Raw genomic sequence first — 25,308 nt, forward strand, 5'->3', positions numbered from 1 at the left:
TTATGTCTGCAAAGAATCAAACTAAAAACCTACAAGATGACAATGAGGAACTTACAATAGATAAATGGAGAGTTAGTGGTCGCAGGAGACTCCCATAAGAGGTGATCATATGAGTTACAAGACAGGTTCATGTGTTTTGTGTCCGCAGTCACCTCCAGTCACTGCCGAACAGCAACAATGGAAGATACATGTGGCAAGCCACAGAGAGGAATTGATAAAATTTGTAGTAGAAAACTATGATTCCTGTGTTATTTGCCCATACCATCTGTATTTTACCGACAGGAAATCATTTGAAAACCACCTTAGATGGCATCATTCAAAAAAATCTCTCATTGACTGGTTTTACAAAAATACCATCTTAAATGAACAACCTTCAGGCGTATGCTAGTTATTGTAGTGTATGGAGTTATCCTGCATTCATAGTTCTATACAGGACAAACTAACAAGTAACTTTGTGACTTTACTTTTCTAGTCTGATATTGACCATGTGATATAACTTACAAATCCTATATCTGTTTCATGAAGATTCCAAATCTCTTTAACATATTACACCTAAAGGAAACCCGCAAAAATAAACTCTGGGAACTTCATAAGAGGAATGAATTATGGCCTGCTACATAGCCCCTCCAATGCATTTTACGTCCTATTCTTTTTTGAGGCCATTTCTAAATAATTCCTCTTCATCTTTTTCACTTTCTGCTGATAACAATTTAATATCTAGAAATGAAATTATTGCCCATGGTTGATGATGCCATGTATGAGACAGCAGCAGATAACTTTCTGGAATTATCAAGCATTCAAAGACTCCAAATCCTTGCCAAGCTTGAAGAAAAAAAATCAAAACCTGCAGATTTAGTCAAAGAGTTTGATTCTACAAAACAGGAGGTTTACAGAAATTTTTCTAGACTTGAAGATGGCCATTTGATTGTAAAAGATCGTGATGGAAATTATGAGTTGACTGAATTTGGGAGAACAATGTACAATCAGGTTCCTGCAATTATGTTTCTGTCTCAAAATATGAAATATTTTCACCATCATAATTTTGGTAATATGCCAAAAAAATTCTATATGCGTGTTGGACAGCTTTCTGATTGTCAATACATCAAAGGACTTGGGACTATCCTGGAAAAATGGAAAGAAATTTACAATAACGCCGAAGAATACATCTACCTTCTTACCTCTGAGATTATTTTAGATCTTGGCAAACCGCTCATTGAGAAATTAAAAAAAGGTGTAAAACTACAATACATTCTATCTGAAACATGTACAATTCCACAGGGCAGGGCTGAGAACATGAAAAAAATTGATTTTAAAAAATATGTGCAAAATGGAACTGCTGAACGAAAAATGCTAAAGACTATACCTACTGCAATCGTACTCAACGAAAAGGAAGCATTTATCGCATTTCCAGATCTTGCTGGTGAGCCTGATCTGTCTGAGATATTCTATGGAACTTCTGCTGATTTTCATGAATGGTGCCATGATTATTTCTTGTATTATTGGAACAAAGCAGGAAGCTTCAATGAAAGTAAATTGGTTGAAAAAGTCTAAAAATAAAAAAATTACATTCCTAGAATACTTCTGTTACTAGGAATGCACCTAATCCCATTCCAATCATTACACCTAATCCCATACAGATTAGGTCGAACTTGACGACTTTTTTGAATGGGGCATGCACCATTTTATCCCATGTGCTATTGGTTTTTGTTTGAAATGATTGTGTTGTCATATTTTTGTATATCACAAACTTGTTCATAGACTGTGGTGATTCTCAGAGATTACTAGTCAACATCAAAGCTGACGATTAATGCAAAAATTGTATTTGTGATCATTGTTGTTGCCTTGAGTTTATGTCATCTAAAATCAATCCTATAATAGTGAATGAAAATGTGGTTTGAACAACAAATTAATCAAGTTCGAAGTATGTCAAATCATTATTTTTCCCAATTTGGCAACTTTGAAAAATATCTAAACAAGATACAATCAATTCGAGGAAATACCTTGAAGGGAGGCTCCTAAAATGAACCTCAGATTTGTAATAGGAAAAGGTGATGATAATGAACAAAAATAGTTTTAGAAAAAACATAATTCTTACTACACTAATAGTCTCTGTTGCAAGTTTGATTGCAGGTAGCATGATGGTAACATCTACCCATGCTGAGAACGTAAAAACAATCTATGATGAGACCGTCTTAGCAGCCGAGATAGAATTTGCAGAGACGATAACCCAAGCAAAGCGAAACTATCATGAACTTCGAGAGATAATTCAGGGAGGTGAAAATAATGCCTGATGAAAGCTGTAGAAATTGTGGCACAGAGCTTCAAATAGAATCTACGTGTTCAGAATGTAAACAAGCAATACAGCAAATTTGCCCTGAATGTGGATATGCTACATTAGAGCGGATTCATCTTGATTGCACATTAGGATTAGAAATGGTGAACAAATCTAAACAACAACTTCAGACACAAAAGGTAGACGCACAATGACATCTCACAAACTCACCGCCCTTTTTCAAACGTCTAATCACCTGTCTGAGAATGTGGGCGATATTTTTTCACATTCTCAATCCTTCATTGGTATGTGCAACAAATGTTGGGCCGAAAACGTGTATGTATCATTGAATAATTCCTGTGAAATACTATGCGACAAATGTAATGGTGAAAAATACAGATGAAATGCAATCATACAGTTTTATTGAAAATTCCATCATGCTCAAAATACACATGCATGTATTGTGATAGCCAACATTTAATCAAAAAAACTAATTCATTAAAATAAAATAAATCATAATTTTGTACTTGTTTGCTTCCATTTTCATCCCCAAAACAGTAGGTGATCCCGTGGAGTCGACTCCTATTGTGGTGTCAACGTGATCTGACAAATCGTCCTCTCAGATGTGAAATTTTTGGAGCTATCTTAAACCTCACAGACTCGAATCTTTAGTTTCAAACTATGTCAGGTTAATTCTGATGCCAGATCTTGGATTTCTTTCTGTTTTTTGGACATCTCTTTGATTTTTTCTTCTAGTTTTGGACTGTGGGCATCTTTATTCTTAATTTCTTCATATTCTTCTAACAATTTCTTGTATGCTGCTTGTAGATTATCGTAATTTTGTGCTGTTTTATCATGTTCTATGTGCTTCATATGTTTTCGTATACATGTTATTTGAAATACATTTTTAACAAAAAAATTTGTTTCAAGCTAAATATTTTTTAGAGTCATTCAATTCCTGCCTCCTCTGTTTGATTTTTTCTAAATTCTTGAAGTTTTTTTGAACAAACCAACATCTCTTTTGGTGTATGTTTATTTTTTGAGCGCATACATATTGGACACAGTTCATCACTATCTTTTGATTTTGGTGGTTCTGTCATCATGACAAATTATTACGTAATCATCATTTATAGTATTTTTCAAAATAAGACAAGGCTGGATGCAAAGAGCGCATGTCGTAGGTAATGTCATCTACTCTGCATTAAAACCGTGTTAGTCTTAAACTTTATTTAAAAATTATTATAATAATAACATCACAGATATTTTTATCGATGGTTTTATAACAGGTGCTGTGATAACATTTACCCACCATGAAAGAGTTGAAAGTGAAAAAAGATTTTTCAAATATTTATGTACAAAAATTTCCAAATTCATATTTAAAAGAAATGAAAAGACTAGAATATCGTATCCCTGATGAAACTAAACCTCTGTATCTTTCTATTGCAAAAAAGATTTACAACAAACTTTCAAAAACAATAAACATTATTGATATTGGAAGTTCTTATGGGATAAATTCTGCATTGATGAAACATGATCTTTCAATGTCTGATCTTGATGATTTCTTTTTAAAAAAAGAGCCTTCTATAGAACAATCAAAACAATTCTTTGATGCCCTTCCATCAGATGATACACTTGACTTTTATCAAATTGATATTTCAGAGCCTGCATTAAGATTTTCTGAAAATGTGCAACTATGCAAAAAAGGACTATGTGTGAATCTTGAGATGGAAAACTTGCCAGTACAAGAATTACCTCAATCTGACATGATCATTGCAACTGGCTGTATTGGGTATATTGGTTACAAGGCATTTTTGAATATCTTTGAATTGCTCAAAAAACAACAATCCAAAGAAAACCAAGACAATCCTAAAAATAGACCAATTTTTGCATTCTCCGTTTTGAGAATATTTGATATGGAAGATATAGAGAAAACCTTCAATCATTATGACTATTCTCTTGTGAAAGCAGACATGAATCCAATCCGTCAAAGACGATTCTCAGATCTGGAAGAAAAACAAAATACATTGCTCCTTTTACACAACAAAGGAATTGATACAAAATGGCTTGAAGATGACGGTCATTTTTATGCAGACTTTTACATAGCAAGTCCAAAAAAACTAGAAAATCAATTAATTTCAATATCAAAAGACCTGAAAAGATGTGCGGGTAATTAACAAATCTTTTTTGATTGTGCTATGAGTTTACAGGAAATAAAATGCCCTCGATGTGGAAAAAATACCTTGGTCACCGATGTTGAATCTTCAGAAGTATTTTGTTCAAACTGTGGTATTGTGGTTGAAGAAAAAGTTGATGATGGCAGACCTGAAAGAAGATTTGCAGATTCTCCTGTAATCAAATCTCATACTGGAGACAAGACCTCATTAACAAGACATGATCGTGGTCTTAGTACAATGATTAATCCGTTTAACAAAGACTCTACTGGCAATCCATTATCAACCTCAATGAAATTATCTATGACCCGATTACGAAAATGGGATAGTCGAAGTCGTGTTAAAACTAGCACTGATAGAAATCTTCAACAGGCTCTTCTGGAATTGCTAAAAATGAAAGAAAAATTATCTTTGCCTGACGCAATAGCTGAAAAAGCATCTTATATTTACAGAAAAGCTTTGGAGAAGAAACTAGTTAGAGGACGTTCAATTTCATCCCTTGTTGCAGCTAGTCTTTATGCTGCATGTCGTGAATCAGAGACCCCTCGAACATTAAGAGAAGTTGCTGCAACCATAGGAATCAAAAGAAAAGAAATTTCTGCAACCTACAGACTTATTTTCAAAGAATTAGATCTTAAAATGCCCGTAATTGATTCTGTTTCATGTATTGCAAAAATTGCAAGCAATGCGGAATTGTCTGAAAAAACAAAACGACATGCAATTAAAATCCTAAAAAATGCAGAAAAACAAAATGCTTTGGCAGGAAAACACCCAATGGGTGTTGCTGCTTCTGCACTATACCTTGCATGCATTAATCTTGAAGAAAATAGAACACAAAAAGATATTGCTGATGCAGCTGGAATAACAGAAGTCACTATACGAAATAGATGCAAAAACCTCAAGGCTGTGGTTGGTATATGAAAAAAACTTCAATAGTCATAAAGGGTATTTTGTAACATGGTAAAAGCAGATCTTAGAGTATGTGTTAATTGTGGCTGTGTTTTTAACAGAGAAGTAGGATTGAAACCCGTATCTAACTGTCCTGCATGTGGTTCCGGAAACCGTGAACCTTTGGAATTGTAATTTCCGCAATATTTTCTTTTATTGAATTGCCTCTGTTTTTGGCGATGTGGGAGATTCATTGCTAAATTTTGAATATTTTCAAGTATGTTTGGAACCTAAAATCTCACAGGTATGAATCCCGTCTGGTCTGTATACTACGTCCTGAAATGATTCCACTTTGCGTTGTAAATTATCAAATGTGAAATTTACTCTAACTAAACAAATACTTTGATTACATAGCTGTGATTGTGGCCATCAAGATTCGTACTTTTCCAATTACAAATTATATGACTGCTTATCCAATTTCAGCAGAACCTCATATTCCGGTTAAACGGGCTATAGAATTTATGGTAGAGAGGGACTTTGGACACCTTGTTGTAAGTGACGGGGAAATCCCAAAAGGAATTCTTACCGAACGGGAGGTTCTAAAAGCAATATCTGAGTCACGAAATCTTAATGAATTGACAATTGGAGATGTGGGCTGGCAGCCATTCACTAAATTGGATTTGGGTGATACTGTTTTAGATGCTGCACATTTGATGACTCAGAATAAATCCCGACTTTTGGTTTTTGATGATGACAAACTTGTTGGGATTGTCACTGTCTCTGACCTGCTAAGGGCATTCAGAAAGATTAGTACTGATGTTTCTCTGGACAGGGTGATTAGCACCAATGTTGAAAAATGCAGTAGAACTGATTCTGTTTTTGATGCAGCAAAGATAATGCACGAGAAGAGAATTGGAAGTGTAATTGTTCATGATGTAAGAGAATATGGGATTTTTTCTGAAAGGGATCTTTTGAAGTGTCTGTATTCAAACGGATTTAAGACAGATTATGAAATCGGAAAATATTCTTCATCTCCTCTGATTGTATCTGATAAGGCAATAAAGATCCACCAGGCTGCAAGCATTATGGCTGCAAACCACATCAAAAGACTGGGTATTACACAGGATGGTTATCTAATGGGAGTTGTAACTGCCCGAGATTTGCTTGATGCATACCATGACGTTGTCCAAGCAACAGACCCTGCAGAATGATGACTGTAATTACAAAATCGATCAAAGTGCAATCTAAAGGAGAAAATGATGTTGTTGATCTCACTGACAAGATTTCAGTAAAAATTAAAGAATCACAAATTTCTAGTGGAGTTGTTACAGTTTTTGTAACAGGTTCAACTGGCGCATTGACTACAATTGAGTATGAGCCTGGTTTGTTGAAAGACTTTCCAGATATGCTATCTAGAATTGCTCCAAATGATCTAAATTATGAACATGAACAAATGTGGCATGATGGAAACGGTCGCTCTCATGTTAAGGCATCATTAATTGGCCCTTCACTTACTATTCCATTTAATGATGATAAATTATTGTTGGGAACTTGGCAACAAATTGTCTTTATAGAATTAGACACTAGGAAAAGAGAACGAAACATAGTGTTGCAAATAATTGGGAATTAGAATCTATTTTTACAAAATGTTATTATAAATTTCATCATGGGACGCTTTTTTAATTGTATGATTTTTTAGATTGAAAGAGGTTTAGTTTTTTTCAATTTTACTTTTTTCAATATCTTTCAACATTGATTTTCTTACAAGAATTGGTATGTTATAATAAGTTGCCAACGCAATGGCATCTGATGCTCTAAAATTTCTAAACACCATGTCTTTTTTTCCAGTAAAATACAGATTTGCCCTAAAAATACCTCCACTTTCATAGATTTTGACCTTGACGAGAAGGATTTCATTTTCCTCACAAATCTGCTCAACCAAGCGATAGATGGTTGGAGGATCATCCCGTTTTCCGTCAACAAAATTAGAAATTATTCTTGCAACCTCTGATGAAAAACCAGACATGACAAATTCAACTTTTTCATCTTTGAGTAATACTGCCCCTGTCTGTGAATCAAGGATTCCAATTTGGTCTACCTTGACAGTCTCATAGTTTGTATCGATTTCATCAATTTTCATGGTAATTTTTCCATCACTTTTACTATTTTTTCCTCTTCTTCAATCATGACTTGCTCAAATTCTTTTCTTAATTTATCACATTTTGCTTGTTTTTCACTTTCATTCATTTTTGAAAATCGGATATTTCTCATTTCATTTACAATTGCGGAGATTTTTTCGTTTGTTTCAATCATAATATCATCGATTTTTTGAGATTGTGATTCCATACTTTCAAATAAGATTCATGATAGTTAAACTAGTTCAAAGTTTTCATATTTGAAAAATGTAGAATCCGTTTTAGTTTAAAACAGGGATATTTGATGATGCATTGCTTCTACCCATCATTAAAATGCAAATTGTATTCATTGCTAATGTAATAATCATGACAATATGAAATTCAAATTTGAGAATCATATTGTGTATTTAATTATTATTTTTGTTTATATTATGTGCATTAAATTACGGTTTAGTGCAAATACACGGAAGCGTAGGGTAATAACCCAAGCGACTGACTTTGGTTTGACGTTTATGCGGTTCCGTGTTTTTAATTTAAATCCGAATAATAAAGATCTCAACGGACTATATTCCAGTTCCGATACTTTTATTGCCGTTTTCAATCTGATGGTTTATTTTTTATTTTAATGAATAAGCAAATCCACTAACAAAAGAAGGTCCCCTCCTTTTCTTTATCCTAATGCGTTTGCCTTTTACATCAACACTGTGAGATTTAGACAAAGAACATCCAGTCTGTATCCCATCAATCGAAACAAGTATGTCGCTATCTCTTTGAGTGGTAGGACCTAAAATTCGATATAATTTGGCCTTTTCCCCATGATATACCGTTTGCCATGTTCCCGATTTTGCAAACCATTCTTGTTCAGATTCCATCTCCTCTGAAGGACCAAGATATGTTCCTGAAATCCATGTGTGGGAAGAATTTTTGAGTCTAATTTTTTTCCCCGTAACTGTTCCGTCTTTATAGAATTTAGTCACCTTATCATCGTGATAAACAGTAATGTCTCCTGGACCTTTTATGTTAAATGATAATGGTGTGTCCCCTTGATAAATTGAAGCACAGTTGTCTATTTTTGCAGCCCATCTCCCAATTTTAGGTTTCATAATATTGTAAATAATTTTACGAACTTAAGCATATCTTTGATTATCAAAAATGTTTGGAGAAATAACATGTTGTTTTGATTATTTTTGAGAAATGCTTAGCCGTCAGAGTCACACACATTAGTATGAAAAATAAATATCGTTATGGGGTTATTTTGATTGAACCTAAATGGCATGTAGATGTGAAGACTAGTTCAAAAATAACATTGGTGGTTGTAGACATGCAAAAATTATTCTTGACTGAAAAAAAATCCCCCTGGATGAATAAAAAACTACTATCTATAATTCCAAATATCAAAAAACTAATTGAAAATAGTAAAATACAAAATGTGATATTTACTCGCTTTACCCCGCCAAAGAATTGGCAAAAAGAGAAGGATTCATGGCAAACATACTATAGAATGAATCAAAAAATCACTCCAGATGTTATTGGAACTGGTGCATATGGTTTGATTGATGATTTTACTTCATACATTTCAAATTCAGTTATAGTCAGCAGAAAAAAATCGGCATCAATATTCATGACAGGCAATTTTCACTCAATAATAAAAAAGAAATCCACAAAAATCTTGATTTTTACAGGCATTGAAACCGATTATTGTGTTCTTTCAAGTGTGTTAGATGCAATTCATTTAGGATATTATGTAATAGTGGTGATGGATGCATGTGCAAGTAGTAAAAAACAAGGTCAAAAACATGCAAGAGGAATATTTGATAGATTTCCAGAACAGCTTTGGGTGACATCTACAAATGATTTGATAAATTACCTCTAAAATAATCAAAAATATCTAATTTCTATATGATGCAAGGACTTTACTCAAAAACGATTCTATCATCTAGGGATTAACATTAATTTACTGTGTAAATAAAATCAAAACATGGCAAGTTATACCGCGCAAGTGAACACGATTCACAAAAAATTCACAAATGCAATGAAAAAGGCAAAAACAAAACAGGCCCTAAACAAAGCATACAGTACACACAAAAAAGATCATGAAAGATTGCTCAAAAAACATTTGGCTGAAGAAGTAAGAGAGATAAAAAAAGCTAAAGCAAAACTAGGCTAAAAATATCTTCTTCTCTTTTCATATTTTTTATTCTCAAAATAGCTGCAGTTCTCGTTGATTAAAATAATTAATGATCGGCCAATATTTCAAATGCTTTTAGAATTTACATCTCTGTATCTTTAACTTTGTTAGATGATTCATCAAACTGAGCAAGTGTTTTTGCATATGATTCTAACATGGTGTGAACTAAACCATCAAATGATTTTATTGTGGAAATTCTCATCTTAAAATATGCATCCCAGTATTTTGTGTTCATATCTATGAGATTCAAATAGTTTTTCTTTATTGATTCTGAATTCTCTTTGATTTGATTCAGTATTTTGGGATCAATGTTTAATTTATCAAAAAATTCTTTTTCAGAAATATAACAGGTTCCAAACATGTCATCAAACATGTGAAGATATTCTGTGTATAGATTTGAATAATTTTGGAATAATGCCGGAACTTGTGATTCTAATTTTTTAATTATTTCTGAGGTGTCTGTTTTTAACACATCACATAATGATGTATTCGAGTCTTTTTGATTTACATCTTTTTGAAGAGAATCATTTCCCATGCTCTAGGTATGTCAATAAGGGATTTAACTTATTTTCCAAATTTTTATATAAAATTCAAGCCTGCAAAAACCCAGATCTTTACAGGTTTCTTGAAGATGTTTATCCATTATATTTTCTAATATTTATTCATACAGAACGATGATTTTCATGAGTGGTAATTATATGGAGTTTTTTATAACTCTCTGATTTTGGTATATCGTGAAACATGCAAAAGATTATCTAAATAATCCTAGAACCATTAAACTTGAATCTACTTTAGCAGATGTTTTAAAAAAAATTATTGATGAGAAAAAAAGCCGACTCTTGGTCACTGAAAATGGCAAAATTACGGGCCTTGTGACTGAAAAAGACTTGGGATTTTTTCTATTAACTGACAACACAGAAAGAAAACTAGAGGAAATCCCATTATCTGAAATTGTAGTGAAAATAATTTCTGTTGATGAAAATGCTGGACTAGATCAATGTGCCACCATTATGTTGAAAAATGGAATTGGATCATTGGTGGTCACCTCACATGGAAATATTTCTGGAATCTTGACTAAAACAGATCTTGTAAGATATTTTACAAAATCACATCCTAATGAAAAAATTGTTGGAGAATACATGTCTCCTTACTATGCTTGGATGTATTCTGATACTCCTCTTTACAAAGTAGTTCTAAAGATGATTGAACAAAAAATCTCTAGAGTGATATTGCGAAATCATGACGAGATTCCTGTTGGAATTGTTACCTTTAGGGATTTATTCAAACTTGCACTTGATTTAGGCAGACACGAGGACGTACTTGATAATACTGATCCTGCTATCTCTGTAATCTTTCCAAGGAAAGGGTTCATCTCTGAATCTGGATTTGGGGGTAGCACAAAGATTGAGGAAATAATGAGTAAGGATATTGTTTCTGTAGATTATGATGATGATCTGGCAAAAACAGGAAAAATATTACTAGATAAAAATATCAACGGTGCTGGAGTTTTATCTGGAAACGGTAACATTATTGGAATAATCAGTAAAACTGACATCGTCAAAGCATTGGCTTTTTTGAAATAGTCTCATTTTATTGTGCCCTATGAGTAAAATCTCCACATTCTCTCTAAAACTCTAATAATTCAGTAGATCTAGTAAGATCATTGGATTATGAAAAATTCTGCTCTCAAATTTTGGCTGTAGATCCCAAAATTCGATTTGCTACAGTATATGATGAATGGTCAGTCAAAGTTGGCGGTGGGATGAGAGAAGGTGTAAAGAGCTTACTTTCAGAGCGTGCATCAAAAGAACTTGTCAATCTTGCAACCCTTGATTGGAAATCTAGAAAAGATATGGCTCAGTGGCTTGGAAAAACAAAATACACGTTGGCAGAATATGATACAATTAAACGCTTTTCATTCTATCTTGGTGATGATTATTTACTTCTTGTAAGTACCGAAAAAGATTGTGACACCAATTTAATAGTTGATCAAGTGATCAAACTCTATTACGAAAATCAAGAATGATGATTCTAATTAATTTTTATTGAATGCCCTGTGGTCTTCTTTGGAATTTTAATTTCCAGTCTGCCTTTTTGAAATTTTGCTGTTGCTTTTTTAATATCTATTTTTTCAGGTAACGAAATAGATTTTTTAAAATATTCAAATTTTGTAATTTTTCCTAATTTTTCTTCCAAATATTTTTGTTTGAGTTTTGCCTCTACATTGATAGTGTTTCCATCAAAACTCACTTTGATGTCTTTTTTTCCTACCATTGGAAGATCAAACTCTACCGTCCAATGACTATCAAATTCCTTTAAACATGAAAGGGGTGATAGTGTTTTATGTTCGATATCATCAAATAATGAATTCATTAGTGGCGTTGTGATTCGAAATTCTAAATTATCCTCTATCATATTCTTACCTGTAAATTTGTGGAGTCCTCGTATCCTTTCCTTGCTGTTGCTGTAATGCTCGAAGTGTTTCTTCCATGAGCTTTCTGTGCTGAATTCTGAGTTTTTCAATTCTATTTTGAATATCACGCGTGTCTACTGTAATATCTAAAATTTTTGCAAGTGTGACTATGGCAATGATTGATGCTTCTGGATCTGGAAAAAATGGATGGCATTCTGCATACAAAGTCATAGCCGGAATCGCTGTTTTTCTAAATACTGACATTAATGCAGCATCTGTTCCGAAAATAGACCCATCTAAAAATTTTGGAATTTGATTACTGTAAAGTACATTGTCCAACACTGGATGTGTTACCAATCCATAAATTTTTGGAGATTCTTTTTGTTGATTTGCTGTCTCCATCCCGCTAACCATCATTACTTTCTTAATTGCATTTTTTTTACAAAACTCAAATATTGCAAGTACAAATTTTTCTGCTAAATATTGATTAAATGGAACATCTGAAATTATGATGAATATATTATTTTTATTGTATGCTCTAATTGGCGCAAGAATTTCACCTCCTTCCACAAATAGTGTTAGAGGAAGATCTGGAACTTCAATCTCTCCAATTTGTTTCATTTTAAGATGGTGAATAAGATATGATATGGAGAATGTACCTACAAGACCATTGCTTGGAAAACCTACGAGTAATGTATTTTCTTGTGTATTGGGTTTTGCCATTTTCAAGTTATTGTTTTTGACAAAGATCAGCATTAAAAGAAAAGCTCGATTATCAAAATTGAATATCATAAATTCCTCACATGTTTAATACTGTAAAATATTTTGTGAATGCCTGATTTACACAAAACAATACGCTTAATTTTAGAACTTTTTTACACTCTATATGATCAATCCCGAATTAATGGAATTACTTGAAAAAAATGATGTTTTAGATGTTTTGGTAAACTCTGTTGCCTATCAGCTGCAAAAAATTAACAATGTTGAGAAAACAGATGAAGGACGTAATTGGTATCGAGAATTACCTCAAATGATAAAAGAGAAAATCGATAATTATAAAACCGATTATGAAAATCTATCCCGCATCTTGGCCTTGGATCATGAACCAATGAAAAATGAGATGAATAAAGGATATTATTTTTGGAGGCTACTTCGTTCTGCTTGTACTACATATCGAAATGATTTGGTAGATTATGATCAACAACTGGCCTTGGAGTTTAATCTGCCTGAAACTGAGGCAATATCTGATAATTCTGTCTTAAACGAATGTGTTGGCGTTTTAGACAAGCATGTAATTGAAAAATAACCCTCCTTTTTCTTAATTTCTACCATGATTGATTATTTTGAATCTTTTTATGAGTAAACAACAAGAAAGTATTATGGAACTAAAATCAGAAAAATCAATCAAAGAATATCTAAAAAAATTACCTGATGATACTATAATCAAATATTATCTTGATGTAGAGTATAGTCCATTCCCCCTTCTATTGATTGAAGAATATACTAGACGATTTAAACGAAAAACTAAAAATGAAATTATAAAGGATTTGAAATTGCAAACACGTCTAGTCAAAAAGAAAACTAAAGAATTAGGTTCAATGGCAAAAAAGAACAAATTAGTTGATGATGTTACAAGACAAAAATCTGAGGAGATTTTTGAGCATGCAAAGGAAAAAGGCTATAGAATAAGTGAAAAAATTGCCACTAAAGGCAGTATTCTGGGTTCAAGATTAAAAAATAGAACAAAATCCTCCTTCAAATCTTCATCTGACAAAAATCTTGATTTGTTAAAAAAACTAGGAGATTTACAAAAGGCAGGAATTATTACAAAAAAGGAATTACAAGAAAAAAGAAAAAGATTCTATCTAAAATTTAGAAATTATGGATTTGATAAATCTTGGGATTGGAATTTTTCTCGTCTTATTAGGAATTGTGATAATATTTGTCGGGAATTATTATAGTAAAATACTGGGAATTTTACATATTCTAATTTACTTTATGGCCTCTTTTGTAATTTTAGGTGGTGTAATTTTCATATTCTTTTATGATAAACCTGCATTGATTTGAACTATTTTGATAAAAACTTGTCTTGACTTATAGCATGATACTTCATTGTATGTTCCAGAGTTGGATTCCAAATTCTGTACATTGTTATAGATTCTTTGCTTTGGATACTGCTCGTGCTACGATGATAGTTAGAATGACTGCAATAATTGTAACCAAAACTGCATAAATCAACATTGGACCAATAGCAGTTGCAGTGCCAAAAATCTCTTTGAAAACCGCCTTAATTGCATCATTCCACGCTAATGCTGCAACCAAACCAAAAGCTGCAGTTACAAGCGCTGCAATTTTATCTAAAATTTCTTGTTTTATTGTTGTTGCAGGTTTTTCTTCGTCGGCCATCTTCATTTGGTCCTCTGGCAAATGGTATAAAAACATTCGAGATTTAACAAATTATGTGATGTCATTTGGAACTCTTTTTTTATTATTGGGAATGTCGTTATTTTTGTCAAACATATTTACAATTGAAGCAGTACAGGCAGAAGAGAATTTTGTATGGGGAGTGATGCTTGATCAAATATGTGAAGATAATTCATGTTCTGTAAATGAAACTAACCAATTACAAATGAGTTCTTTTGTATATGCTCTTTCTCCACTAAAACAAATTTCTCAAGGTATTGATGTTTCTAGTATCACATGTGCCGGAGGCAAGGTCTTGGTGTTAAAACAGTCAAATGGATTGCCTGCATGTGTTAATCCTTCATCTGTTGAAAAATTAATTTTTCGCGGTTGGGCAATCCATATTTTGCCTGGCTATACTAATGGAAATAACAATTCTGAAATCTTTACTCTTGGATCTCATAAAACTATGTCTGAAATGGTTACATATTTTGGTGATGTATCAGGCTACTTGGCAAGGCCAGTTAGTGATGGTAGTTATCCTGGTATTGTAATGATTCATGAGTGGTGGGGATTAAATGATAACATAAAAGAAATGGCTGATAAACTTGCATCTCACGGATATGTTGTCCTTGCAATTGATCTTTATGGTGGAAAAGTTGCAACCACCTCTGATCAAGCAAGACAACTGATAACTGCATTTGATTCTGAGTATGGTTTACAAAACATGAATTCAGCTGTATCATTTCTGAGTGATGTATACGCTGTAGATGCTGTTGGTTCTATTGGTTGGTGTTTTGGTGGAGGTCAATCGCTTAATCTTGCACTTCATAATGAAGAACTTGATGCTACAGTAATTTATTATGGTTCACTTGTAACTGATCCTGAAACTTTGTCTGTAATAGATTGGCCTGTTCTTGGAATATTTGCCGAGCTAGACAAAGGAATTCCCGTTGAGACTGTAAATGAGTTTGAAACTGCATTAAATCAAGTAGATGTGGAAAACCAAATTCACATTTATGATGGAGTTGATCATGCTTTTGCTAATCCTTCTGGAGAGAGATATGCTCCTGACGCATCAAAAAATGCATGGGCTCAAACAATCTCTTTTTTAGAATCTAATCTAAAATAATTTTTAAAAAAATCCCGTTTTTTATGAAGATCTTAAATATTACAATTTCTTATGCAAATAATGAGCCGAGACGATTTCAATTATTCTTCTATTTTAGTTCAGCATATTATGGCAAGAGCATTAATCACTGTCAATTTATCTACAACTGCACTACAGGTAGCAAAAATGATGGAGCAAGGTGGGATTGGTGCAATACTTGTCAAAGAAAATGATAATCCTGTAGGTATTGTAACTGACAGGGATTTTGCCACTAAAGTGGCAGCACACAATTTACCCTTTGATACTCCTGTCGAAAAAATAATGTCTTCTCCATTGATTACCATTAATCATAATGAATCAATTTCTGCAGCAGCAGAAAGAATGACTAGTAAAAAAATTAGAAAACTTGCGGTCACTGAAAATGGTAAAGTGGTTGGAATAATCACTTCCACTGATTTGGTCACTCAATTGACAAAATGATTAGAACGTTTTTGTTTTTCTAAGAAATATTGTTACTGATGCCATGTAACACCCTGTAGATATTATTTCAGAAATTAATGATGCTAGATATGGCTCTATTCCAAATTCTAGAAAATAATATAATGTTGGCCAACGTATTCCAAGATAAATTATTTCACCAATACCAAATGATGATATCAAAGATAGTAATTCTTTTTTGATCAAATTAGACTTCATTGATTTGTATCGTTCAATGTTGTCCCAGTAAAACAATGCTGAAAAAATTCCAAAGTAAATAATGTATCCAATAATTATAGTAATTGTTGTGTTAAGATAATTTTCTTGATCTCCTAATAACTGGGCTGCAACTGCAGACAGTGATGCTGAAACTATAAAACAAATAAGAAAGTTTCTGTTAATTTGTAATAATTGTGGGTTTAGTTTCATTGCTATCTCTGGCAACTGTTATTTTGAATCATTTCATAAACTAAACTATGAAAGAAAGATGCCAATGGGCAAAAGATGAACCTAATATTTCATATCATGATAAAGAATGGGGTCGTCCTGAACATGATGATCAAAAATTATTTGAATTTTTGATATTGGAGGGTGCACAAGCTGGTCTATCTTGGACTACTATTCTCAAACGTAGGGATGGCTATAGAAAGGCATTTAGTAATTTTGATGCTCTAAAAGTATCCAAATTTACTCAAAAACATGTTGACAAACTGCTTCAGAATAAATCAATTATACGAAATAAACTCAAAATCAATTCTGCAATAAATAATGCAAAAATGTTCCTAAAAATCCAAAATGAATTTGGATCTTTTGACAAGTATCTATGGGAGTTTGTTAATCACAAACCCGTCAAAAACAAATTCAAAAAATCATCTGATTTGCCTGCTTCCACTGAACTTTCTGAAAAATTGAGCCGAGATCTAAAAAAACGAGGTTTTAATTTTATAGGTCCTACTATTTGTTATGCCTTAATGCAGGCAGTAGGAATGGTAAATGATCATACTTCTGAATGCTATCTGTATAAAAAATAATTTTGTTATTGATTTGCTTCAAACTTTTTGAGTGTGTCACTGTATAGATTCATTGGCACTATTTTGACTGTACTCAAAGATGAAATTCCAACATCGATACAAAGTTTTTCAATGTCGTGCGCATGAACTGCATCAATAACTATTATCCATTCATGTTCCAGAACTGACATGTAAAATTCTACAATTTTATTAATCTCGTATTTTTTCATTTCATGTTCCATGTTTTCTCTCAGTTTCATGAATACTTTCTTACTATTTTCATTGTTTATTGGACATGATTCTGGGCTATGTGTGGCAAAGACTCCGAATAGCATATTGGAAACTAAAATGAAATAACTATTAAACTTAATCTTGAAATGATATTTTGATTAATTTTAGGTTATATTCTACAATTTCATATTATATTTGATTAATCTGATTTCGAAATTTTCTAAATTCTCAAAAACTGCCGGCCCTGGGATATTATTTGCGTGTACCGCAATAGGCGTATCTCATTTAGTCCAATCCACTAGAGGTGGAGCAGACTTTGGTTTGTTAATTTTGGGATTTGTAATATTGGTAACTTTATTGAAATATCCTTTCTTTGAGTATGGCTCTAGATATGCAAACTCTACACAGACAAGCATTATTGATGGCTACAAACAGATTGGACGTCCTGCACTATGGTTGTATTTTTTGCTCACGATAGCATCCATGTTTTTTGTCACAGGGGCTGTAGGATTTGTAACTGCGGGATTTTTTGAGAATCTTTTTGGAATTGATTTTCTTGGGGAATGGACTGTAGTTATTTTATTTGCAGTGTGTGTTGGAATTTTAGCAATTGGAAAATATAATGTTCTTGATAGTCTGATCAAGATAATTGCAATTGTATTACTAATCTCTACCATTTCTGCATTTTTACTTACCTTATACAATGGCCCAATAGAACCTGTTTCTGGGTTTGAACCAAAAGATCTTTGGAGTGTGTCTGGAATCTTTTTCTTGCTTGCACTGATGGGGTGGATGCCCACTGCAGTTGATCTGTCAAGCTGGAATAGCTTGTGGACACTGGAGCGAATGAAACAGACAAACTACAAGCCAAAACTCAAAGAGACTTTGTTTGAATTTAGACTAGCATATTTAGTTACAGGGATTCTTGCTGTGATGTTTGTTGTACTTGGATCTTTCATCTTTTATGGTTCTGGGGAAGAATTGCCAAATAGTAATTCTCTTTTTGCACATGAAATAGTAACATTGTACACTCAAACCATTGGAGATTGGAGTTATCTCATCATTGCAGCTTCTGCATTTACTGTGATGTTTGGAACGATCATTGCAGTCTTTGATGGATATTCACGTTCTTTACAAAGAACAGTGGAGTTAATTTTTACTAAAAAAGAAGAGAAAATACGCACAAAATTTCGTACATTTTATGTGGTTTTCTTATTTTTGATTTCTGCAGGCTCGCTTGTTGTGATATTTCAGTTTGGAAACAATCTCAAAGAGTTAGTTGATTTTGCAACTGTTCTGTCATTTATGATAGCTCCTGTAATTGCAATTTTTAATTTTAGATTGGTTACTGGAAAATATCTTAATACTGAACACCATCCTTCTTTGGGGTTAAAGATACTTAGCATATCTGGAATTGTTTTTCTTATTGGGTTTGCAATCATATTTGCCATACTTAAATTCGGATCAATTTTGTAAAAATCATTTAAATTCAATGACTGTGGATTTTAGAAAGTTATTTTAACAGTGAAAGTCAAGTAGACATGAAAATATGAAAATTTCAAAGAACATGCAAAGTGCATTAAACAACCAAATTGCATTGGAAGCTAACGCATCAAACAGCTATCTGTCTATGGCGTCCTGGTGTGAAATTACAGGATACGAAGGCGGTGCTAGTTTCTTCTATGCCCAGGCTGATGAAGAGAGAACTCACATGCTAAAGATTGTTCATTATTTGAATGGTCTTGGAGTTCCTGCAATAATTCCTGCAACAAAGTTACCTGCAAGTAATTTCAAGTCTTTAGAATCTATTTTAAAGACTGCACTAGCAAGTGAAAAATCTGTAACTGTTGCAATTCACAAGATGGTTGAAATCGCACAAAAAGACAAGGATCATTCAACATATGCATTCCTAGAATGGTTTGTCAATGAGCAAGTACAAGAAGAGACAAAGTTTGAGACTTTGATACAAAAGTTTGAACTCATTGGACGAGACAAGCTTGCAATAAATGAGATTGATAAAATTCTGGCAGCCAATGCTGCAGCTCCTGCTGACACACCTGCTTAGACTCTTTTTTCTAAAATAATTAATACCGCATAATTTTCATTCCTATCATGACAGTTACTGTTACTAGAAAACCTGGAGGCATTACACAATTATTCAATACCGAAACTGGTAGAGTCACCTACAAGTGCAAGGCCGAGTCAGGATTTATGCTAATTGAGGCATTTGGCGGAATTGTAAAGTTTAATCAAAAAGGGTCTATGGCAACTGTCACAGGTCACATAACATTATTGGAATCATGCGATGTTTTAAAAAAAGAAAATCCTGAATACAAACAAGCGTTAACTGCAATCATATCTTCCCATAAGGAATTTGCACAAAGTGTTTCTGATACATACCAAAAAGAGATCCAGAAACTAGAAAACGAATTATCTGGTCTTTAATTTTAACCATAAATCATACAGTGTTCACATTCACAAACATCTTGTTCTTTTGATTTTTTTAGACATTTTTTATGCTGTCCTGCTTGGCATTGTACACAAATTTCATCAAGATTATCTACTGTTGTATATTTTTTTGATTGATCAAAGCCAAATCCGCCGTCTTTAGGGCCTACCATGCTGTAATTGAATCAAGGTTCTATTTCTACTTCACTAATTGATTGCAGATTTTATTGAATCTTGCAAATCTTTCTTATGGGTTTCAATGATGCCTCTAATTTCAAAAGTGTCTACATATCCTCCTGCTGAAGCACGAGTTGCTTTGAGTAAGTAATGTAGGGAACCTTCCTCAATTTTCCCCACATAATATCCATAAAGAAAATCTAATTCATTCTCACATTTCCAAATTTGTTTGATTGCTGGAAATGTTTGTTTAATTTCAGTTGGTATTTCTTGAATTCTTCTCTGAATATACTGATCAAGTGATTTTCTGATTGTTGAATCTTGTAACAATTCAAATCTTCTTTGTAGGGACTTGCTTTAGTCCTTTTTGTCTTTTTTATTTTCGCCTGGATTATCCCACATGTGCATTGTTCCTCTAACCATAAATGATCCAACAATTATGGCTACTAATCCTGTTACTATGAATAAAAATAATTTCCCAATATCTTTTATGCTTGCCACTGTGGTTACTCTTTATCGCTCTAATTATAATAGTCTGAGGTGAGTGATTAGATTCAATAATGAGCTTGAGAAATTATTCTCAAATGTCCAAAATTAAACAGATTGCTGCCTGGATTGCAATAATTGGTGGCGGTATTGCATTTTTCTTCTTCTCTATTGAGATGGCTGAATTTATGCGATGACTGAAAACTAAATAGATTCTATTTCAAAATAACATTTATGATTACTGATAAAATCAAAGATTTTCTAAATTTGCAAAAGCTTGCCTATGTTGCTACTGTTACATCTGATGGCAAACCCAACATTTCTCCAAAAGGAACTGTGATTGGTTGGGATGCAGAAACATTGGCATTTGCAGATATTCGTTCTCCTGATACTATGAAGAATCTAAAAGATAATCCTAATGTTGAAATCAATGTGATTGATCCTCTTTTGCGGAAAGGCTTCTTGTTTCAAGGCAAGGCTAAAATCGTTGAGGACAAATCAGTGTATGAAGAAATTCTAAATCATTATAGACAAAATGGGATTAAAAGCCCAATAAACTCCATCGTTCTAGTTGATGTGTCAAGCATTTCTGATGTAGTTTCTCCTTTATATGATATGGGTATTTCTGAAGAAGAGATTAAATCAAAATGGCAAAAACATTTTGCAAATTTATGATTAGTCTGATGATTTAGTATTTTGTTTTAATTTCTCCATCTCTTTTTTTGTGTTTTCGTGTTCTTCTCTTTCTTTTTCTAGAAGTGTTTGGACTGCTTCTAATTCCTTTTGTGTTGTACTGAGCTTTGATTTTAATGAACCTACAACTGCACTTGCAGCTTCAATAATCCCTGCTGAACTCTTTTGATTTTCACTATTTACTCCGATGAACTCTTTCTCCGAGGGAGTTAGAATACTGGTGTCTTCAAAAGTATCTTTCTTATCTAATTCATTTTTTGCATTATACAATCTGGAATTTGCTTCATCTAATTCTTTTTCAACTTCTACTTGTTGCTTTTTGATGTTGTGTAGCGTGGATTGCTCTTGTGCAATTTGCTCTTTTATCTCCTCATATTTTTTTGTAAATTCATCTAACTCTTCTTTGATTTTTGAATATTCTCCTTCTGTTACTTTGAATTTGTCGATTGATTCGGCATCTTTAATTAATTCTGATTTTTTACTTCTCTCCTTGGTTTCTCTATATTCTCGTTTAATGATGTCCAATTCCATATTTTTTTGATTGAGCTCTTTTTTTACTAGCATTAAGTTGCCTACCATTGAATCATATTCTTCTTTGACAGAAGAAATTTTTTGAGTTATGTTCTCTAGTTCATGCTGTTTCTCTCTGAACTCTTTTTGAAGACTCTCTACTTCTGATTCAAGTTCTGCTTTTAGTGTGACTTCTTCACTCATATCTTCTGTTTCTTCTGTTTTCTTTTTACCAAAAAATCCCATGTTTCTTCACGATTCTCTCCAAAAGATGAACCTTTCTTTATGCTTTTTTGATTTTCCATCTGAAGAATTTCAAATAAAACCCAATACTTCCAATGACAATTCCTGCAATCCATGCTATCGTGCCCAATCCTGCTTTAACTGTGCCTTCTTGGGGGGCAAGAAATAGTAACAATGCCCCTAGGATGATTAATGCAAATCCTCCACTGTTCTTTGATCTATTGTGTTCTCCGTGAACCATGATTATGTATACTCTGAAAGTGTCTTTGCTACTTGCTTTCTTCCTATATCTGAAATAAATGGCCCTATTTTGGGTCCTCTTGAAGTTCCAAGTATTATCTGATATAATATTTTAAAGAAATCTTTTGGTTGAATATCATTTGATTTTGCGATTTGATATATTGTATTTTGAATATCTTCAAGTTCTTTATCTCCTCCCAATTCATCAACTAATAATTTCAATGCCTTCTTTGACGTATCATCTAAATCAATTTGGATTTTTTCTTGTTCGTCAAATTCATCTGCATAATTTCCTGCAAGCTCGATGAGTTTTTCTATTTCTGGCTCTGGATTTTTAATTACTCCGTAATCTAGTAATTTTTTCATTACTCTTTGTCCTCTGTTTTCTTTGAAGATTTTTGCTAATTCGATTACAAGTCTATAGTTTACATGAGTGCTTGATTGTTTTGGAGGGTTTAGGAGATTCACATATTCGTAGAGTCCTTTTGATTTTGTCAGTTTTGCTTGGTTGTCTACTTTGATTCGTCCAAAGTAAATATCTTCAAGTTCATTATACTCTGCCATTAAAGATGGAATGTCATCAAATCCTAATTCTCTTGCACCTGTAATTCTTTTGTATAATAATAGCAAAATTGATTTTGGACTGCCAAATTCTAACCATTTCTGTGCAGTGATTACATTGCCTAATGATTTTGAAATCTTTTTTCCTCCTTTATCAAGAAACATTTCATATTTTACATGATGTGGATGTGGAAATTTCAGAATTTCATCTGCCACCCAGTCATTGACTTTGACTGAATCCATGATGTCTTTCCCATATGCTTCAAATCTAATGTCAAATGCTGCCCATCTTGCTGCAAATTCTACTTTCCAGGCTAATTTCCCAAGGTCTTTTCCAATGTCTGCTTCTCCTATATGCCCACATCCCTTGACTAGCTTTGAGCCAATTTCGGTGTCGTGGCATGTGTATTTTACTTTCTTTTCATCTGCGACATACTCTGTAGCTTCTGCTGTATAGAGTCGATTACAATTTGCACATACTGGAAAATATGGCAAATATTTCTGATATTTTTCTTGTCCTACTAGTTCTGAAATTTTCTCTCCTATTTTTGCACTGTTTTGTAATATTGTATGGATTTGCTCTTTTAGTGATCCTTGTTTGTAAGTGTCAACTGCTCTTCTAAATTCATATTTTATTCCAACTTTATCTAATCCTTCTAATAGAATACTGCTCATATGCATTCCGTACGAGTCATGACAACCATAAGGATCTGGTATTAGTGACACTGGTTTTGCAATGTGTTCTTCTAAACCAAACTCTTGCATGCCTTCTGGAATTTTTCTTAATCCGTCAAGATCATCTGAATACGCAATTAATTCTGATTTGTATCCTAGGTTTTCTAATGCTAGTTTTACTCCGTATGCCCTAACTGCATCACCTAAACTTCCTATATGTGGAATTCCAGATGCCCCAAGACCACTTTCTACTCTTAGTAAATCTGTATTTCTTCCAAGAGTTTTTTCACGTTCAAGTAATTCTGATGCTAACTTATCAATCCAAGTTCCTTTACCGATAATGTCTTGCTCTGTCATTTTTTCACTAATTCAATACTTTGGACATGTATGGCCCATATAACGAATACCCTAATTTTTGATAATATTCTCTTGTACCTACCGCACTAATTACTAAAATCTTCTTTGCGTCAAATTCTTCTTTAGATATTTTTTCAGCTTCTTTCATGAGATTCTTTCCTAATCCTGAATGTTGAATCTCATCGTCTTCTTTCTCTCCAAGCTTCAATGATTTTCCATAAACATGAATTTCTCTTACGATACATGTGTCTTGATCAATTTCATCCCTGTGTGCATTGATACTTGGTTTTCGTAATCTCAAAAATCCATAAATTGATTCTTCTTTGTCTTCATAAGACAAGAATACTTCTTTTCCTCCTGATGAATCATAATCAATTCGGTTTAATTTTATCTCACCTACATCTGCTTTCTTGTTGGATAATCCTGCTTCTCTACATCTGATACATTTACATGAAAATCCCTGTTTGGCGAGATTTTGATGCACAATTTGTCTCAAGTTCCCTGATTTTGGACCTGCAATGATCTCTTTGGGCGAAATTTCCCTTTGAACTCTCATGATTCTCACCCATTTTGGTATGTTTCTTTTAGCTTCTGTTAGAACTTTGATCATATCTTCATCAGAATATGGTGTGTATTTTCCTTGTTTGTATTCTTCATACAGTGGGGTATTTTCAATTACTAGTGAAGGATAAATCTTCAACATATCTGGACGCAACTCTGGATCTGAAAATAATTTTTTAAAATCTGCGATATCTCCTTTTGGTGTCATTGTTGGTAATCCTGGCATCATATGTGCAACGATTTTGTACCCTGCATCTTTTGAAATTTGAAATGATTCTACTACATCATTGTAGTTGTGTCCTCTATTGACTATCTCATAAACCCGTTCTTGTAATGATTGAACTCCTATCTCTATTCTTGTAATTCCATAACTTAACATTAAATCAACATGTTCTTTTTTGCAATAATCTGGTTTTGTTTCAATTGTAAATCCTACGTTTCTTATTGAGGCGTGTTCATTGTTTGATTTTGCCTCTTCCAAATCTTTTGAATCTATTCCATTAAGTGCATCATAGCATGATTTGATGAACTCTCTTTGATAGTCTTTTGGCATGAAGAGAAATGTCCCTCCTACGATCACTATTTCCATTTTGGATGGGTCATGTCCAAATGCAATTAATTTTTCAATCTTTGATGTAATTTGTAATTTAGGATCAAATTCGTTTTCTATTGCATTTAGTGATGATGGTTCTTTTCCTGTGTAACTATTTGGCGAATTAAATTCAATCCCTCCTGGACAATATGTACAACGTCCATGTGGACATGCATAGGGCTTTGGCATTAATGCGACTACTGATACTCCTGACGCTGTTTTGGCAGGTTTTCTTAACAATACTTTTTTTAATTTGTCAAAATCTGATTCTTTTGCCATTGACAGAATTTCATAATTTCTAGGAATTCTTTCAAGTGCATATTTTGTACAAATTTTTATAATTTCTTCTTTAACTTGTTTTTTACTAGGTTCTTGAATTGTTAATAGATTCTGAGTGATTTCATTACATGCTTTGGATACCACAGGATCTAACTTATTCATGAATACTCACACTGATTTGGACATA

General features: G+C 33.1%; 41 protein-coding genes. 22 read left to right on the top strand and 19 right to left on the bottom strand.

The genetic code is table 11. The annotated features are described in order from the left end of the window. Positions 1-109 precede the first annotated feature (109 nt). Together NSED_RS10225 and NSED_RS02920 are read left to right on the top strand one after the other, a co-directional pair. A complete protein-coding gene (locus tag NSED_RS10225; RefSeq protein ID WP_156800676.1) occupies positions 110-388 on the top strand; it encodes a hypothetical protein in 279 nt (92 codons plus the stop codon). A gap of 350 nt (positions 389-738) precedes the next feature. After that, on the top strand, positions 739-1,551 hold the full coding sequence (locus NSED_RS02920; protein ID WP_014964750.1) for a helix-turn-helix transcriptional regulator: 813 nt from the start codon (positions 739-741) through the stop codon (positions 1,549-1,551). A gap of 19 nt (positions 1,552-1,570) precedes the next feature. On the opposite strand, the gene NSED_RS10230 is transcribed toward NSED_RS02920, so the two are convergent. After that, positions 1,571-1,756, bottom strand: a complete 186-nt coding sequence (locus NSED_RS10230; protein WP_156800678.1) for a hypothetical protein — start codon at positions 1,754-1,756, stop codon at positions 1,571-1,573. A 301-nt stretch (positions 1,757-2,057) separates the two neighbouring features. Between NSED_RS10230 and NSED_RS02925 the strand changes: the two genes are divergently transcribed. Further along, positions 2,058-2,291: a hypothetical protein gene (locus tag NSED_RS02925; protein WP_014964751.1), complete on the top strand. Its 234-nt coding sequence runs from the start codon at positions 2,058-2,060 to the stop codon at positions 2,289-2,291. Then, positions 2,284-2,487 carry a hypothetical protein gene (locus NSED_RS02930; protein ID WP_014964752.1) on the top strand — a complete coding sequence of 68 codons (204 nt, stop codon included), beginning with the start codon at positions 2,284-2,286 and terminating at the stop codon, positions 2,485-2,487. Before NSED_RS02925 ends, NSED_RS02930 begins: the two co-directional genes overlap by 8 nt. Positions 2,488-2,956: 469 nt before the next feature. Here NSED_RS02930 and NSED_RS02935 read toward each other — a convergent pair whose 3' ends face one another. Next, positions 2,957-3,145, bottom strand: coding sequence for a hypothetical protein (locus tag NSED_RS02935; RefSeq protein WP_014964753.1), 189 nt, complete (start codon positions 3,143-3,145; stop codon positions 2,957-2,959). A gap of 74 nt (positions 3,146-3,219) precedes the next feature. After that, positions 3,220-3,375: a hypothetical protein gene (locus NSED_RS10425; RefSeq protein WP_016940099.1), complete on the bottom strand. Its 156-nt coding sequence runs from the start codon at positions 3,373-3,375 to the stop codon at positions 3,220-3,222. Between the two features lie 207 nt (positions 3,376-3,582). On the opposite strand from NSED_RS10425, the gene NSED_RS02940 reads away from it, so the two are divergent. From NSED_RS02940 to NSED_RS02960, 5 genes are all read left to right on the top strand, one after another. Beyond that, a complete protein-coding gene (locus NSED_RS02940) occupies positions 3,583-4,446 on the top strand; it encodes a hypothetical protein (RefSeq protein WP_014964754.1) in 864 nt (287 codons plus the stop codon). A gap of 21 nt (positions 4,447-4,467) precedes the next feature. After that, positions 4,468-5,364, top strand: coding sequence for a transcription initiation factor IIB (locus NSED_RS02945; protein WP_014964755.1), 897 nt, complete (start codon positions 4,468-4,470; stop codon positions 5,362-5,364). Positions 5,365-5,400: 36 nt separating this feature from the next. After that, entirely contained in the window at positions 5,401-5,526 is a 126-nt protein-coding gene (locus tag NSED_RS10920; protein WP_272942437.1) for a hypothetical protein, read from the top strand. Positions 5,527-5,753: 227 nt separating this feature from the next. After that, on the top strand, positions 5,754-6,542 hold the full coding sequence (locus NSED_RS02955; RefSeq protein ID WP_156800685.1) for a CBS domain-containing protein: 789 nt from the start codon (positions 5,754-5,756) through the stop codon (positions 6,540-6,542). Then, on the top strand, positions 6,542-6,961 hold the full coding sequence (locus NSED_RS02960) for a secondary thiamine-phosphate synthase enzyme YjbQ (protein ID WP_014964758.1): 420 nt from the start codon (positions 6,542-6,544) through the stop codon (positions 6,959-6,961). Before NSED_RS02955 ends, NSED_RS02960 begins: the two co-directional genes overlap by 1 nt. A gap of 81 nt (positions 6,962-7,042) precedes the next feature. Here NSED_RS02960 and NSED_RS02965 read toward each other — a convergent pair whose 3' ends face one another. The 3 genes from NSED_RS02965 to NSED_RS02980 all read right to left on the bottom strand — a co-directional run bounded on the left by NSED_RS02965 (position 7,043) and on the right by NSED_RS02980 (position 8,569). After that, positions 7,043-7,471 carry a bifunctional nuclease family protein gene (locus NSED_RS02965; RefSeq protein ID WP_014964759.1) on the bottom strand — a complete coding sequence of 143 codons (429 nt, stop codon included), beginning with the start codon at positions 7,469-7,471 and terminating at the stop codon, positions 7,043-7,045. Further along, positions 7,468-7,677 carry a hypothetical protein gene (locus tag NSED_RS02970; RefSeq protein ID WP_014964760.1) on the bottom strand — a complete coding sequence of 70 codons (210 nt, stop codon included), beginning with the start codon at positions 7,675-7,677 and terminating at the stop codon, positions 7,468-7,470. The genes NSED_RS02965 and NSED_RS02970 overlap by 4 nt, the downstream gene beginning before the upstream one ends. Positions 7,678-8,083: 406 nt before the next feature. Further along, complete coding sequence (locus NSED_RS02980; RefSeq protein WP_014964761.1) at positions 8,084-8,569, bottom strand: hypothetical protein; 486 nt, start codon at positions 8,567-8,569, stop codon at positions 8,084-8,086. A gap of 122 nt (positions 8,570-8,691) precedes the next feature. Here NSED_RS02980 and NSED_RS02985 point away from each other — a divergent pair, with 122 nt between their 5' ends. Then, a complete protein-coding gene (locus NSED_RS02985) occupies positions 8,692-9,339 on the top strand; it encodes a cysteine hydrolase family protein (protein WP_014964762.1) in 648 nt (215 codons plus the stop codon). 105 nt (positions 9,340-9,444) lie between these two features. Continuing rightward, a complete protein-coding gene (locus NSED_RS02990) occupies positions 9,445-9,633 on the top strand; it encodes a hypothetical protein (RefSeq protein ID WP_014964763.1) in 189 nt (62 codons plus the stop codon). A gap of 103 nt (positions 9,634-9,736) precedes the next feature. On the opposite strand, the gene NSED_RS02995 is transcribed toward NSED_RS02990, so the two are convergent. Further along, a complete protein-coding gene (locus tag NSED_RS02995) occupies positions 9,737-10,189 on the bottom strand; it encodes a hypothetical protein (protein ID WP_014964764.1) in 453 nt (150 codons plus the stop codon). Between the two features lie 199 nt (positions 10,190-10,388). Between NSED_RS02995 and NSED_RS03000 the strand changes: the two genes are divergently transcribed. Both NSED_RS03000 and NSED_RS03005 read left to right on the top strand, forming a co-directional pair. After that, positions 10,389-11,237 (top strand): CBS domain-containing protein, encoded by an 849-nt coding sequence (locus NSED_RS03000; RefSeq protein ID WP_014964765.1) that lies wholly within the window; start codon positions 10,389-10,391, stop codon positions 11,235-11,237. Positions 11,238-11,317: 80 nt separating this feature from the next. Continuing rightward, entirely contained in the window at positions 11,318-11,680 is a 363-nt protein-coding gene (locus tag NSED_RS03005) for a hypothetical protein (protein ID WP_014964766.1), read from the top strand. A 5-nt stretch (positions 11,681-11,685) separates the two neighbouring features. Here the strand turns inward: NSED_RS03005 and NSED_RS03010 are convergent, their stop codons facing one another. Together NSED_RS03010 and NSED_RS03015 are read right to left on the bottom strand one after the other, a co-directional pair. Beyond that, a complete protein-coding gene (locus NSED_RS03010; protein ID WP_014964767.1) occupies positions 11,686-12,069 on the bottom strand; it encodes an Hsp20/alpha crystallin family protein in 384 nt (127 codons plus the stop codon). Positions 12,070-12,073: 4 nt separating this feature from the next. Then, entirely contained in the window at positions 12,074-12,790 is a 717-nt protein-coding gene (locus NSED_RS03015; RefSeq protein ID WP_014964768.1) for a proteasome assembly chaperone family protein, read from the bottom strand. Positions 12,791-12,953: 163 nt separating this feature from the next. Between NSED_RS03015 and NSED_RS03020 the strand changes: the two genes are divergently transcribed. Together NSED_RS03020 and NSED_RS10235 are read left to right on the top strand one after the other, a co-directional pair. Next, positions 12,954-13,373 carry a hypothetical protein gene (locus NSED_RS03020; protein ID WP_016940106.1) on the top strand — a complete coding sequence of 140 codons (420 nt, stop codon included), beginning with the start codon at positions 12,954-12,956 and terminating at the stop codon, positions 13,371-13,373. A 73-nt stretch (positions 13,374-13,446) separates the two neighbouring features. Next, a complete protein-coding gene (locus NSED_RS10235) occupies positions 13,447-14,028 on the top strand; it encodes a hypothetical protein (RefSeq protein ID WP_014964770.1) in 582 nt (193 codons plus the stop codon). Between the two features lie 190 nt (positions 14,029-14,218). Here the strand turns inward: NSED_RS10235 and NSED_RS03030 are convergent, their stop codons facing one another. After that, positions 14,219-14,479: a DUF5654 family protein gene (locus tag NSED_RS03030; RefSeq protein ID WP_232212324.1), complete on the bottom strand. Its 261-nt coding sequence runs from the start codon at positions 14,477-14,479 to the stop codon at positions 14,219-14,221. Positions 14,480-14,576: 97 nt separating this feature from the next. Between NSED_RS03030 and NSED_RS03035 the strand changes: the two genes are divergently transcribed. Both NSED_RS03035 and NSED_RS03040 read left to right on the top strand, forming a co-directional pair. Next, positions 14,577-15,602 carry a dienelactone hydrolase family protein gene (locus NSED_RS03035; RefSeq protein WP_232212325.1) on the top strand — a complete coding sequence of 342 codons (1,026 nt, stop codon included), beginning with the start codon at positions 14,577-14,579 and terminating at the stop codon, positions 15,600-15,602. A 60-nt stretch (positions 15,603-15,662) separates the two neighbouring features. Beyond that, the gene (locus NSED_RS03040) at positions 15,663-16,061 is read left to right on the top strand and encodes a CBS domain-containing protein (RefSeq protein WP_014964773.1); all 399 of its coding nucleotides are present in this window, start codon (positions 15,663-15,665) and stop codon (positions 16,059-16,061) included. Here the strand turns inward: NSED_RS03040 and NSED_RS03045 are convergent, their stop codons facing one another. Continuing rightward, positions 16,062-16,487, bottom strand: coding sequence for a hypothetical protein (locus NSED_RS03045; protein WP_026090043.1), 426 nt, complete (start codon positions 16,485-16,487; stop codon positions 16,062-16,064). Positions 16,488-16,534: 47 nt separating this feature from the next. On the opposite strand from NSED_RS03045, the gene NSED_RS03050 reads away from it, so the two are divergent. Beyond that, a complete protein-coding gene (locus NSED_RS03050) occupies positions 16,535-17,089 on the top strand; it encodes a DNA-3-methyladenine glycosylase I (protein ID WP_014964775.1) in 555 nt (184 codons plus the stop codon). Positions 17,090-17,094: 5 nt separating this feature from the next. On the opposite strand, the gene NSED_RS03055 is transcribed toward NSED_RS03050, so the two are convergent. Further along, on the bottom strand, positions 17,095-17,403 hold the full coding sequence (locus NSED_RS03055) for a hypothetical protein (RefSeq protein WP_014964776.1): 309 nt from the start codon (positions 17,401-17,403) through the stop codon (positions 17,095-17,097). Between the two features lie 91 nt (positions 17,404-17,494). On the opposite strand from NSED_RS03055, the gene NSED_RS03060 reads away from it, so the two are divergent. From NSED_RS03060 to NSED_RS03070, 3 genes are all read left to right on the top strand, one after another. Beyond that, positions 17,495-18,775 (top strand): NRAMP family divalent metal transporter, encoded by a 1,281-nt coding sequence (locus tag NSED_RS03060; RefSeq protein WP_014964777.1) that lies wholly within the window; start codon positions 17,495-17,497, stop codon positions 18,773-18,775. A 73-nt stretch (positions 18,776-18,848) separates the two neighbouring features. After that, on the top strand, positions 18,849-19,364 hold the full coding sequence (locus NSED_RS03065; RefSeq protein ID WP_014964778.1) for a ferritin: 516 nt from the start codon (positions 18,849-18,851) through the stop codon (positions 19,362-19,364). A 47-nt stretch (positions 19,365-19,411) separates the two neighbouring features. Beyond that, entirely contained in the window at positions 19,412-19,744 is a 333-nt protein-coding gene (locus NSED_RS03070) for a hypothetical protein (RefSeq protein WP_014964779.1), read from the top strand. Between the two features lie 2 nt (positions 19,745-19,746). Here NSED_RS03070 and NSED_RS10430 read toward each other — a convergent pair whose 3' ends face one another. The 3 genes from NSED_RS10430 to NSED_RS10435 are packed head-to-tail and all read right to left on the bottom strand — an operon-like array spanning position 19,747 to position 20,425. Next, positions 19,747-19,920, bottom strand: coding sequence for a hypothetical protein (locus NSED_RS10430; protein WP_014964780.1), 174 nt, complete (start codon positions 19,918-19,920; stop codon positions 19,747-19,749). 34 nt (positions 19,921-19,954) lie between these two features. Next, entirely contained in the window at positions 19,955-20,254 is a 300-nt protein-coding gene (locus NSED_RS03075; protein WP_014964781.1) for a hypothetical protein, read from the bottom strand. 27 nt (positions 20,255-20,281) lie between these two features. Next, positions 20,282-20,425 (bottom strand): hypothetical protein, encoded by a 144-nt coding sequence (locus NSED_RS10435; RefSeq protein ID WP_014964782.1) that lies wholly within the window; start codon positions 20,423-20,425, stop codon positions 20,282-20,284. Between the two features lie 219 nt (positions 20,426-20,644). On the opposite strand from NSED_RS10435, the gene NSED_RS03080 reads away from it, so the two are divergent. Then, positions 20,645-21,085, top strand: coding sequence for a pyridoxamine 5'-phosphate oxidase family protein (locus NSED_RS03080; protein ID WP_014964783.1), 441 nt, complete (start codon positions 20,645-20,647; stop codon positions 21,083-21,085). On the opposite strand, the gene NSED_RS03085 is transcribed toward NSED_RS03080, so the two are convergent. The 4 genes from NSED_RS03085 to NSED_RS03100 are packed head-to-tail and all read right to left on the bottom strand — an operon-like array spanning position 21,086 to position 25,283. Then, positions 21,086-21,859: a coiled-coil domain-containing protein gene (locus NSED_RS03085; RefSeq protein ID WP_014964784.1), complete on the bottom strand. Its 774-nt coding sequence runs from the start codon at positions 21,857-21,859 to the stop codon at positions 21,086-21,088. It lies immediately after the preceding gene. Between the two features lie 37 nt (positions 21,860-21,896). Next, complete coding sequence (locus NSED_RS03090; RefSeq protein WP_014964785.1) at positions 21,897-22,097, bottom strand: hypothetical protein; 201 nt, start codon at positions 22,095-22,097, stop codon at positions 21,897-21,899. A 2-nt stretch (positions 22,098-22,099) separates the two neighbouring features. Beyond that, positions 22,100-23,689: a lysine--tRNA ligase gene (gene lysS / locus NSED_RS03095; RefSeq protein WP_014964786.1), complete on the bottom strand. Its 1,590-nt coding sequence runs from the start codon at positions 23,687-23,689 to the stop codon at positions 22,100-22,102. 7 nt (positions 23,690-23,696) lie between these two features. Further along, positions 23,697-25,283: an elongator complex protein 3 gene (locus NSED_RS03100; RefSeq protein WP_014964787.1), complete on the bottom strand. Its 1,587-nt coding sequence runs from the start codon at positions 25,281-25,283 to the stop codon at positions 23,697-23,699. Between the last annotated feature and the right edge of the window lie 25 nt (positions 25,284-25,308).

Source organism: Candidatus Nitrosopumilus sediminis (assembly GCF_000299395.1).
Taxonomy (GTDB): domain Archaea; phylum Thermoproteota; class Nitrososphaeria; order Nitrososphaerales; family Nitrosopumilaceae; genus Nitrosopumilus; species Nitrosopumilus sediminis.

Bases quoted from the DNA above. Each gene is read 5' to 3' on its own strand.
- NSED_RS02990 (WP_014964763.1), top strand. From the start codon at position 9,445: ATGGCAAGTTATACCGCGCAAGTGAACACGATTCACAAAAAATTCACA.
- lysS (WP_014964786.1), bottom strand. From the start codon at position 23,689: ATGACAGAGCAAGACATTATCGGTAAAGGAACTTGGATTGATAAGTTA.
- NSED_RS10920 (WP_272942437.1), top strand. From the start codon at position 5,401: ATGGTAAAAGCAGATCTTAGAGTATGTGTTAATTGTGGCTGTGTTTTT.
- NSED_RS10430 (WP_014964780.1), bottom strand. From the start codon at position 19,920: ATGGTAGGCCCTAAAGACGGCGGATTTGGCTTTGATCAATCAAAAAAA.
- NSED_RS03020 (WP_016940106.1), top strand. From the start codon at position 12,954: ATGATCAATCCCGAATTAATGGAATTACTTGAAAAAAATGATGTTTTA.
- NSED_RS02965 (WP_014964759.1), bottom strand. From the start codon at position 7,471: ATGAAAATTGATGAAATCGATACAAACTATGAGACTGTCAAGGTAGAC.
- NSED_RS10425 (WP_016940099.1), bottom strand. From the start codon at position 3,375: ATGATGACAGAACCACCAAAATCAAAAGATAGTGATGAACTGTGTCCA.
- NSED_RS03030 (WP_232212324.1), bottom strand. From the start codon at position 14,479: ATGAAGATGGCCGACGAAGAAAAACCTGCAACAACAATAAAACAAGAA.
- NSED_RS10225 (WP_156800676.1), top strand. From the start codon at position 110: ATGAGTTACAAGACAGGTTCATGTGTTTTGTGTCCGCAGTCACCTCCA.
- NSED_RS02925 (WP_014964751.1), top strand. From the start codon at position 2,058: ATGAACAAAAATAGTTTTAGAAAAAACATAATTCTTACTACACTAATA.
- NSED_RS03050 (WP_014964775.1), top strand. From the start codon at position 16,535: ATGAAAGAAAGATGCCAATGGGCAAAAGATGAACCTAATATTTCATAT.
- NSED_RS02985 (WP_014964762.1), top strand. From the start codon at position 8,692: ATGAAAAATAAATATCGTTATGGGGTTATTTTGATTGAACCTAAATGG.
- NSED_RS02930 (WP_014964752.1), top strand. From the start codon at position 2,284: ATGCCTGATGAAAGCTGTAGAAATTGTGGCACAGAGCTTCAAATAGAA.
- NSED_RS03070 (WP_014964779.1), top strand. From the start codon at position 19,412: ATGACAGTTACTGTTACTAGAAAACCTGGAGGCATTACACAATTATTC.
- NSED_RS02940 (WP_014964754.1), top strand. From the start codon at position 3,583: ATGAAAGAGTTGAAAGTGAAAAAAGATTTTTCAAATATTTATGTACAA.
- NSED_RS02935 (WP_014964753.1), bottom strand. From the start codon at position 3,145: ATGAAGCACATAGAACATGATAAAACAGCACAAAATTACGATAATCTA.
- NSED_RS02970 (WP_014964760.1), bottom strand. From the start codon at position 7,677: ATGGAATCACAATCTCAAAAAATCGATGATATTATGATTGAAACAAAC.
- NSED_RS03085 (WP_014964784.1), bottom strand. From the start codon at position 21,859: ATGGGATTTTTTGGTAAAAAGAAAACAGAAGAAACAGAAGATATGAGT.
- NSED_RS03040 (WP_014964773.1), top strand. From the start codon at position 15,663: ATGAGCCGAGACGATTTCAATTATTCTTCTATTTTAGTTCAGCATATT.
- NSED_RS10235 (WP_014964770.1), top strand. From the start codon at position 13,447: ATGGAACTAAAATCAGAAAAATCAATCAAAGAATATCTAAAAAAATTA.
- NSED_RS03080 (WP_014964783.1), top strand. From the start codon at position 20,645: ATGATTACTGATAAAATCAAAGATTTTCTAAATTTGCAAAAGCTTGCC.
- NSED_RS02995 (WP_014964764.1), bottom strand. From the start codon at position 10,189: ATGGGAAATGATTCTCTTCAAAAAGATGTAAATCAAAAAGACTCGAAT.
- NSED_RS03015 (WP_014964768.1), bottom strand. From the start codon at position 12,790: ATGGCAAAACCCAATACACAAGAAAATACATTACTCGTAGGTTTTCCA.
- NSED_RS03090 (WP_014964785.1), bottom strand. From the start codon at position 22,097: ATGGTTCACGGAGAACACAATAGATCAAAGAACAGTGGAGGATTTGCA.
- NSED_RS03055 (WP_014964776.1), bottom strand. From the start codon at position 17,403: ATGCTATTCGGAGTCTTTGCCACACATAGCCCAGAATCATGTCCAATA.
- NSED_RS02960 (WP_014964758.1), top strand. From the start codon at position 6,542: ATGACTGTAATTACAAAATCGATCAAAGTGCAATCTAAAGGAGAAAAT.
- NSED_RS02980 (WP_014964761.1), bottom strand. From the start codon at position 8,569: ATGAAACCTAAAATTGGGAGATGGGCTGCAAAAATAGACAACTGTGCT.
- NSED_RS03045 (WP_026090043.1), bottom strand. From the start codon at position 16,487: ATGAAACTAAACCCACAATTATTACAAATTAACAGAAACTTTCTTATT.
- NSED_RS03100 (WP_014964787.1), bottom strand. From the start codon at position 25,283: ATGAATAAGTTAGATCCTGTGGTATCCAAAGCATGTAATGAAATCACT.
- NSED_RS10230 (WP_156800678.1), bottom strand. From the start codon at position 1,756: ATGAACAAGTTTGTGATATACAAAAATATGACAACACAATCATTTCAA.
- NSED_RS03010 (WP_014964767.1), bottom strand. From the start codon at position 12,069: ATGATAGAGGATAATTTAGAATTTCGAATCACAACGCCACTAATGAAT.
- NSED_RS03065 (WP_014964778.1), top strand. From the start codon at position 18,849: ATGAAAATTTCAAAGAACATGCAAAGTGCATTAAACAACCAAATTGCA.
- NSED_RS02945 (WP_014964755.1), top strand. From the start codon at position 4,468: ATGAGTTTACAGGAAATAAAATGCCCTCGATGTGGAAAAAATACCTTG.
- NSED_RS02920 (WP_014964750.1), top strand. From the start codon at position 739: ATGGTTGATGATGCCATGTATGAGACAGCAGCAGATAACTTTCTGGAA.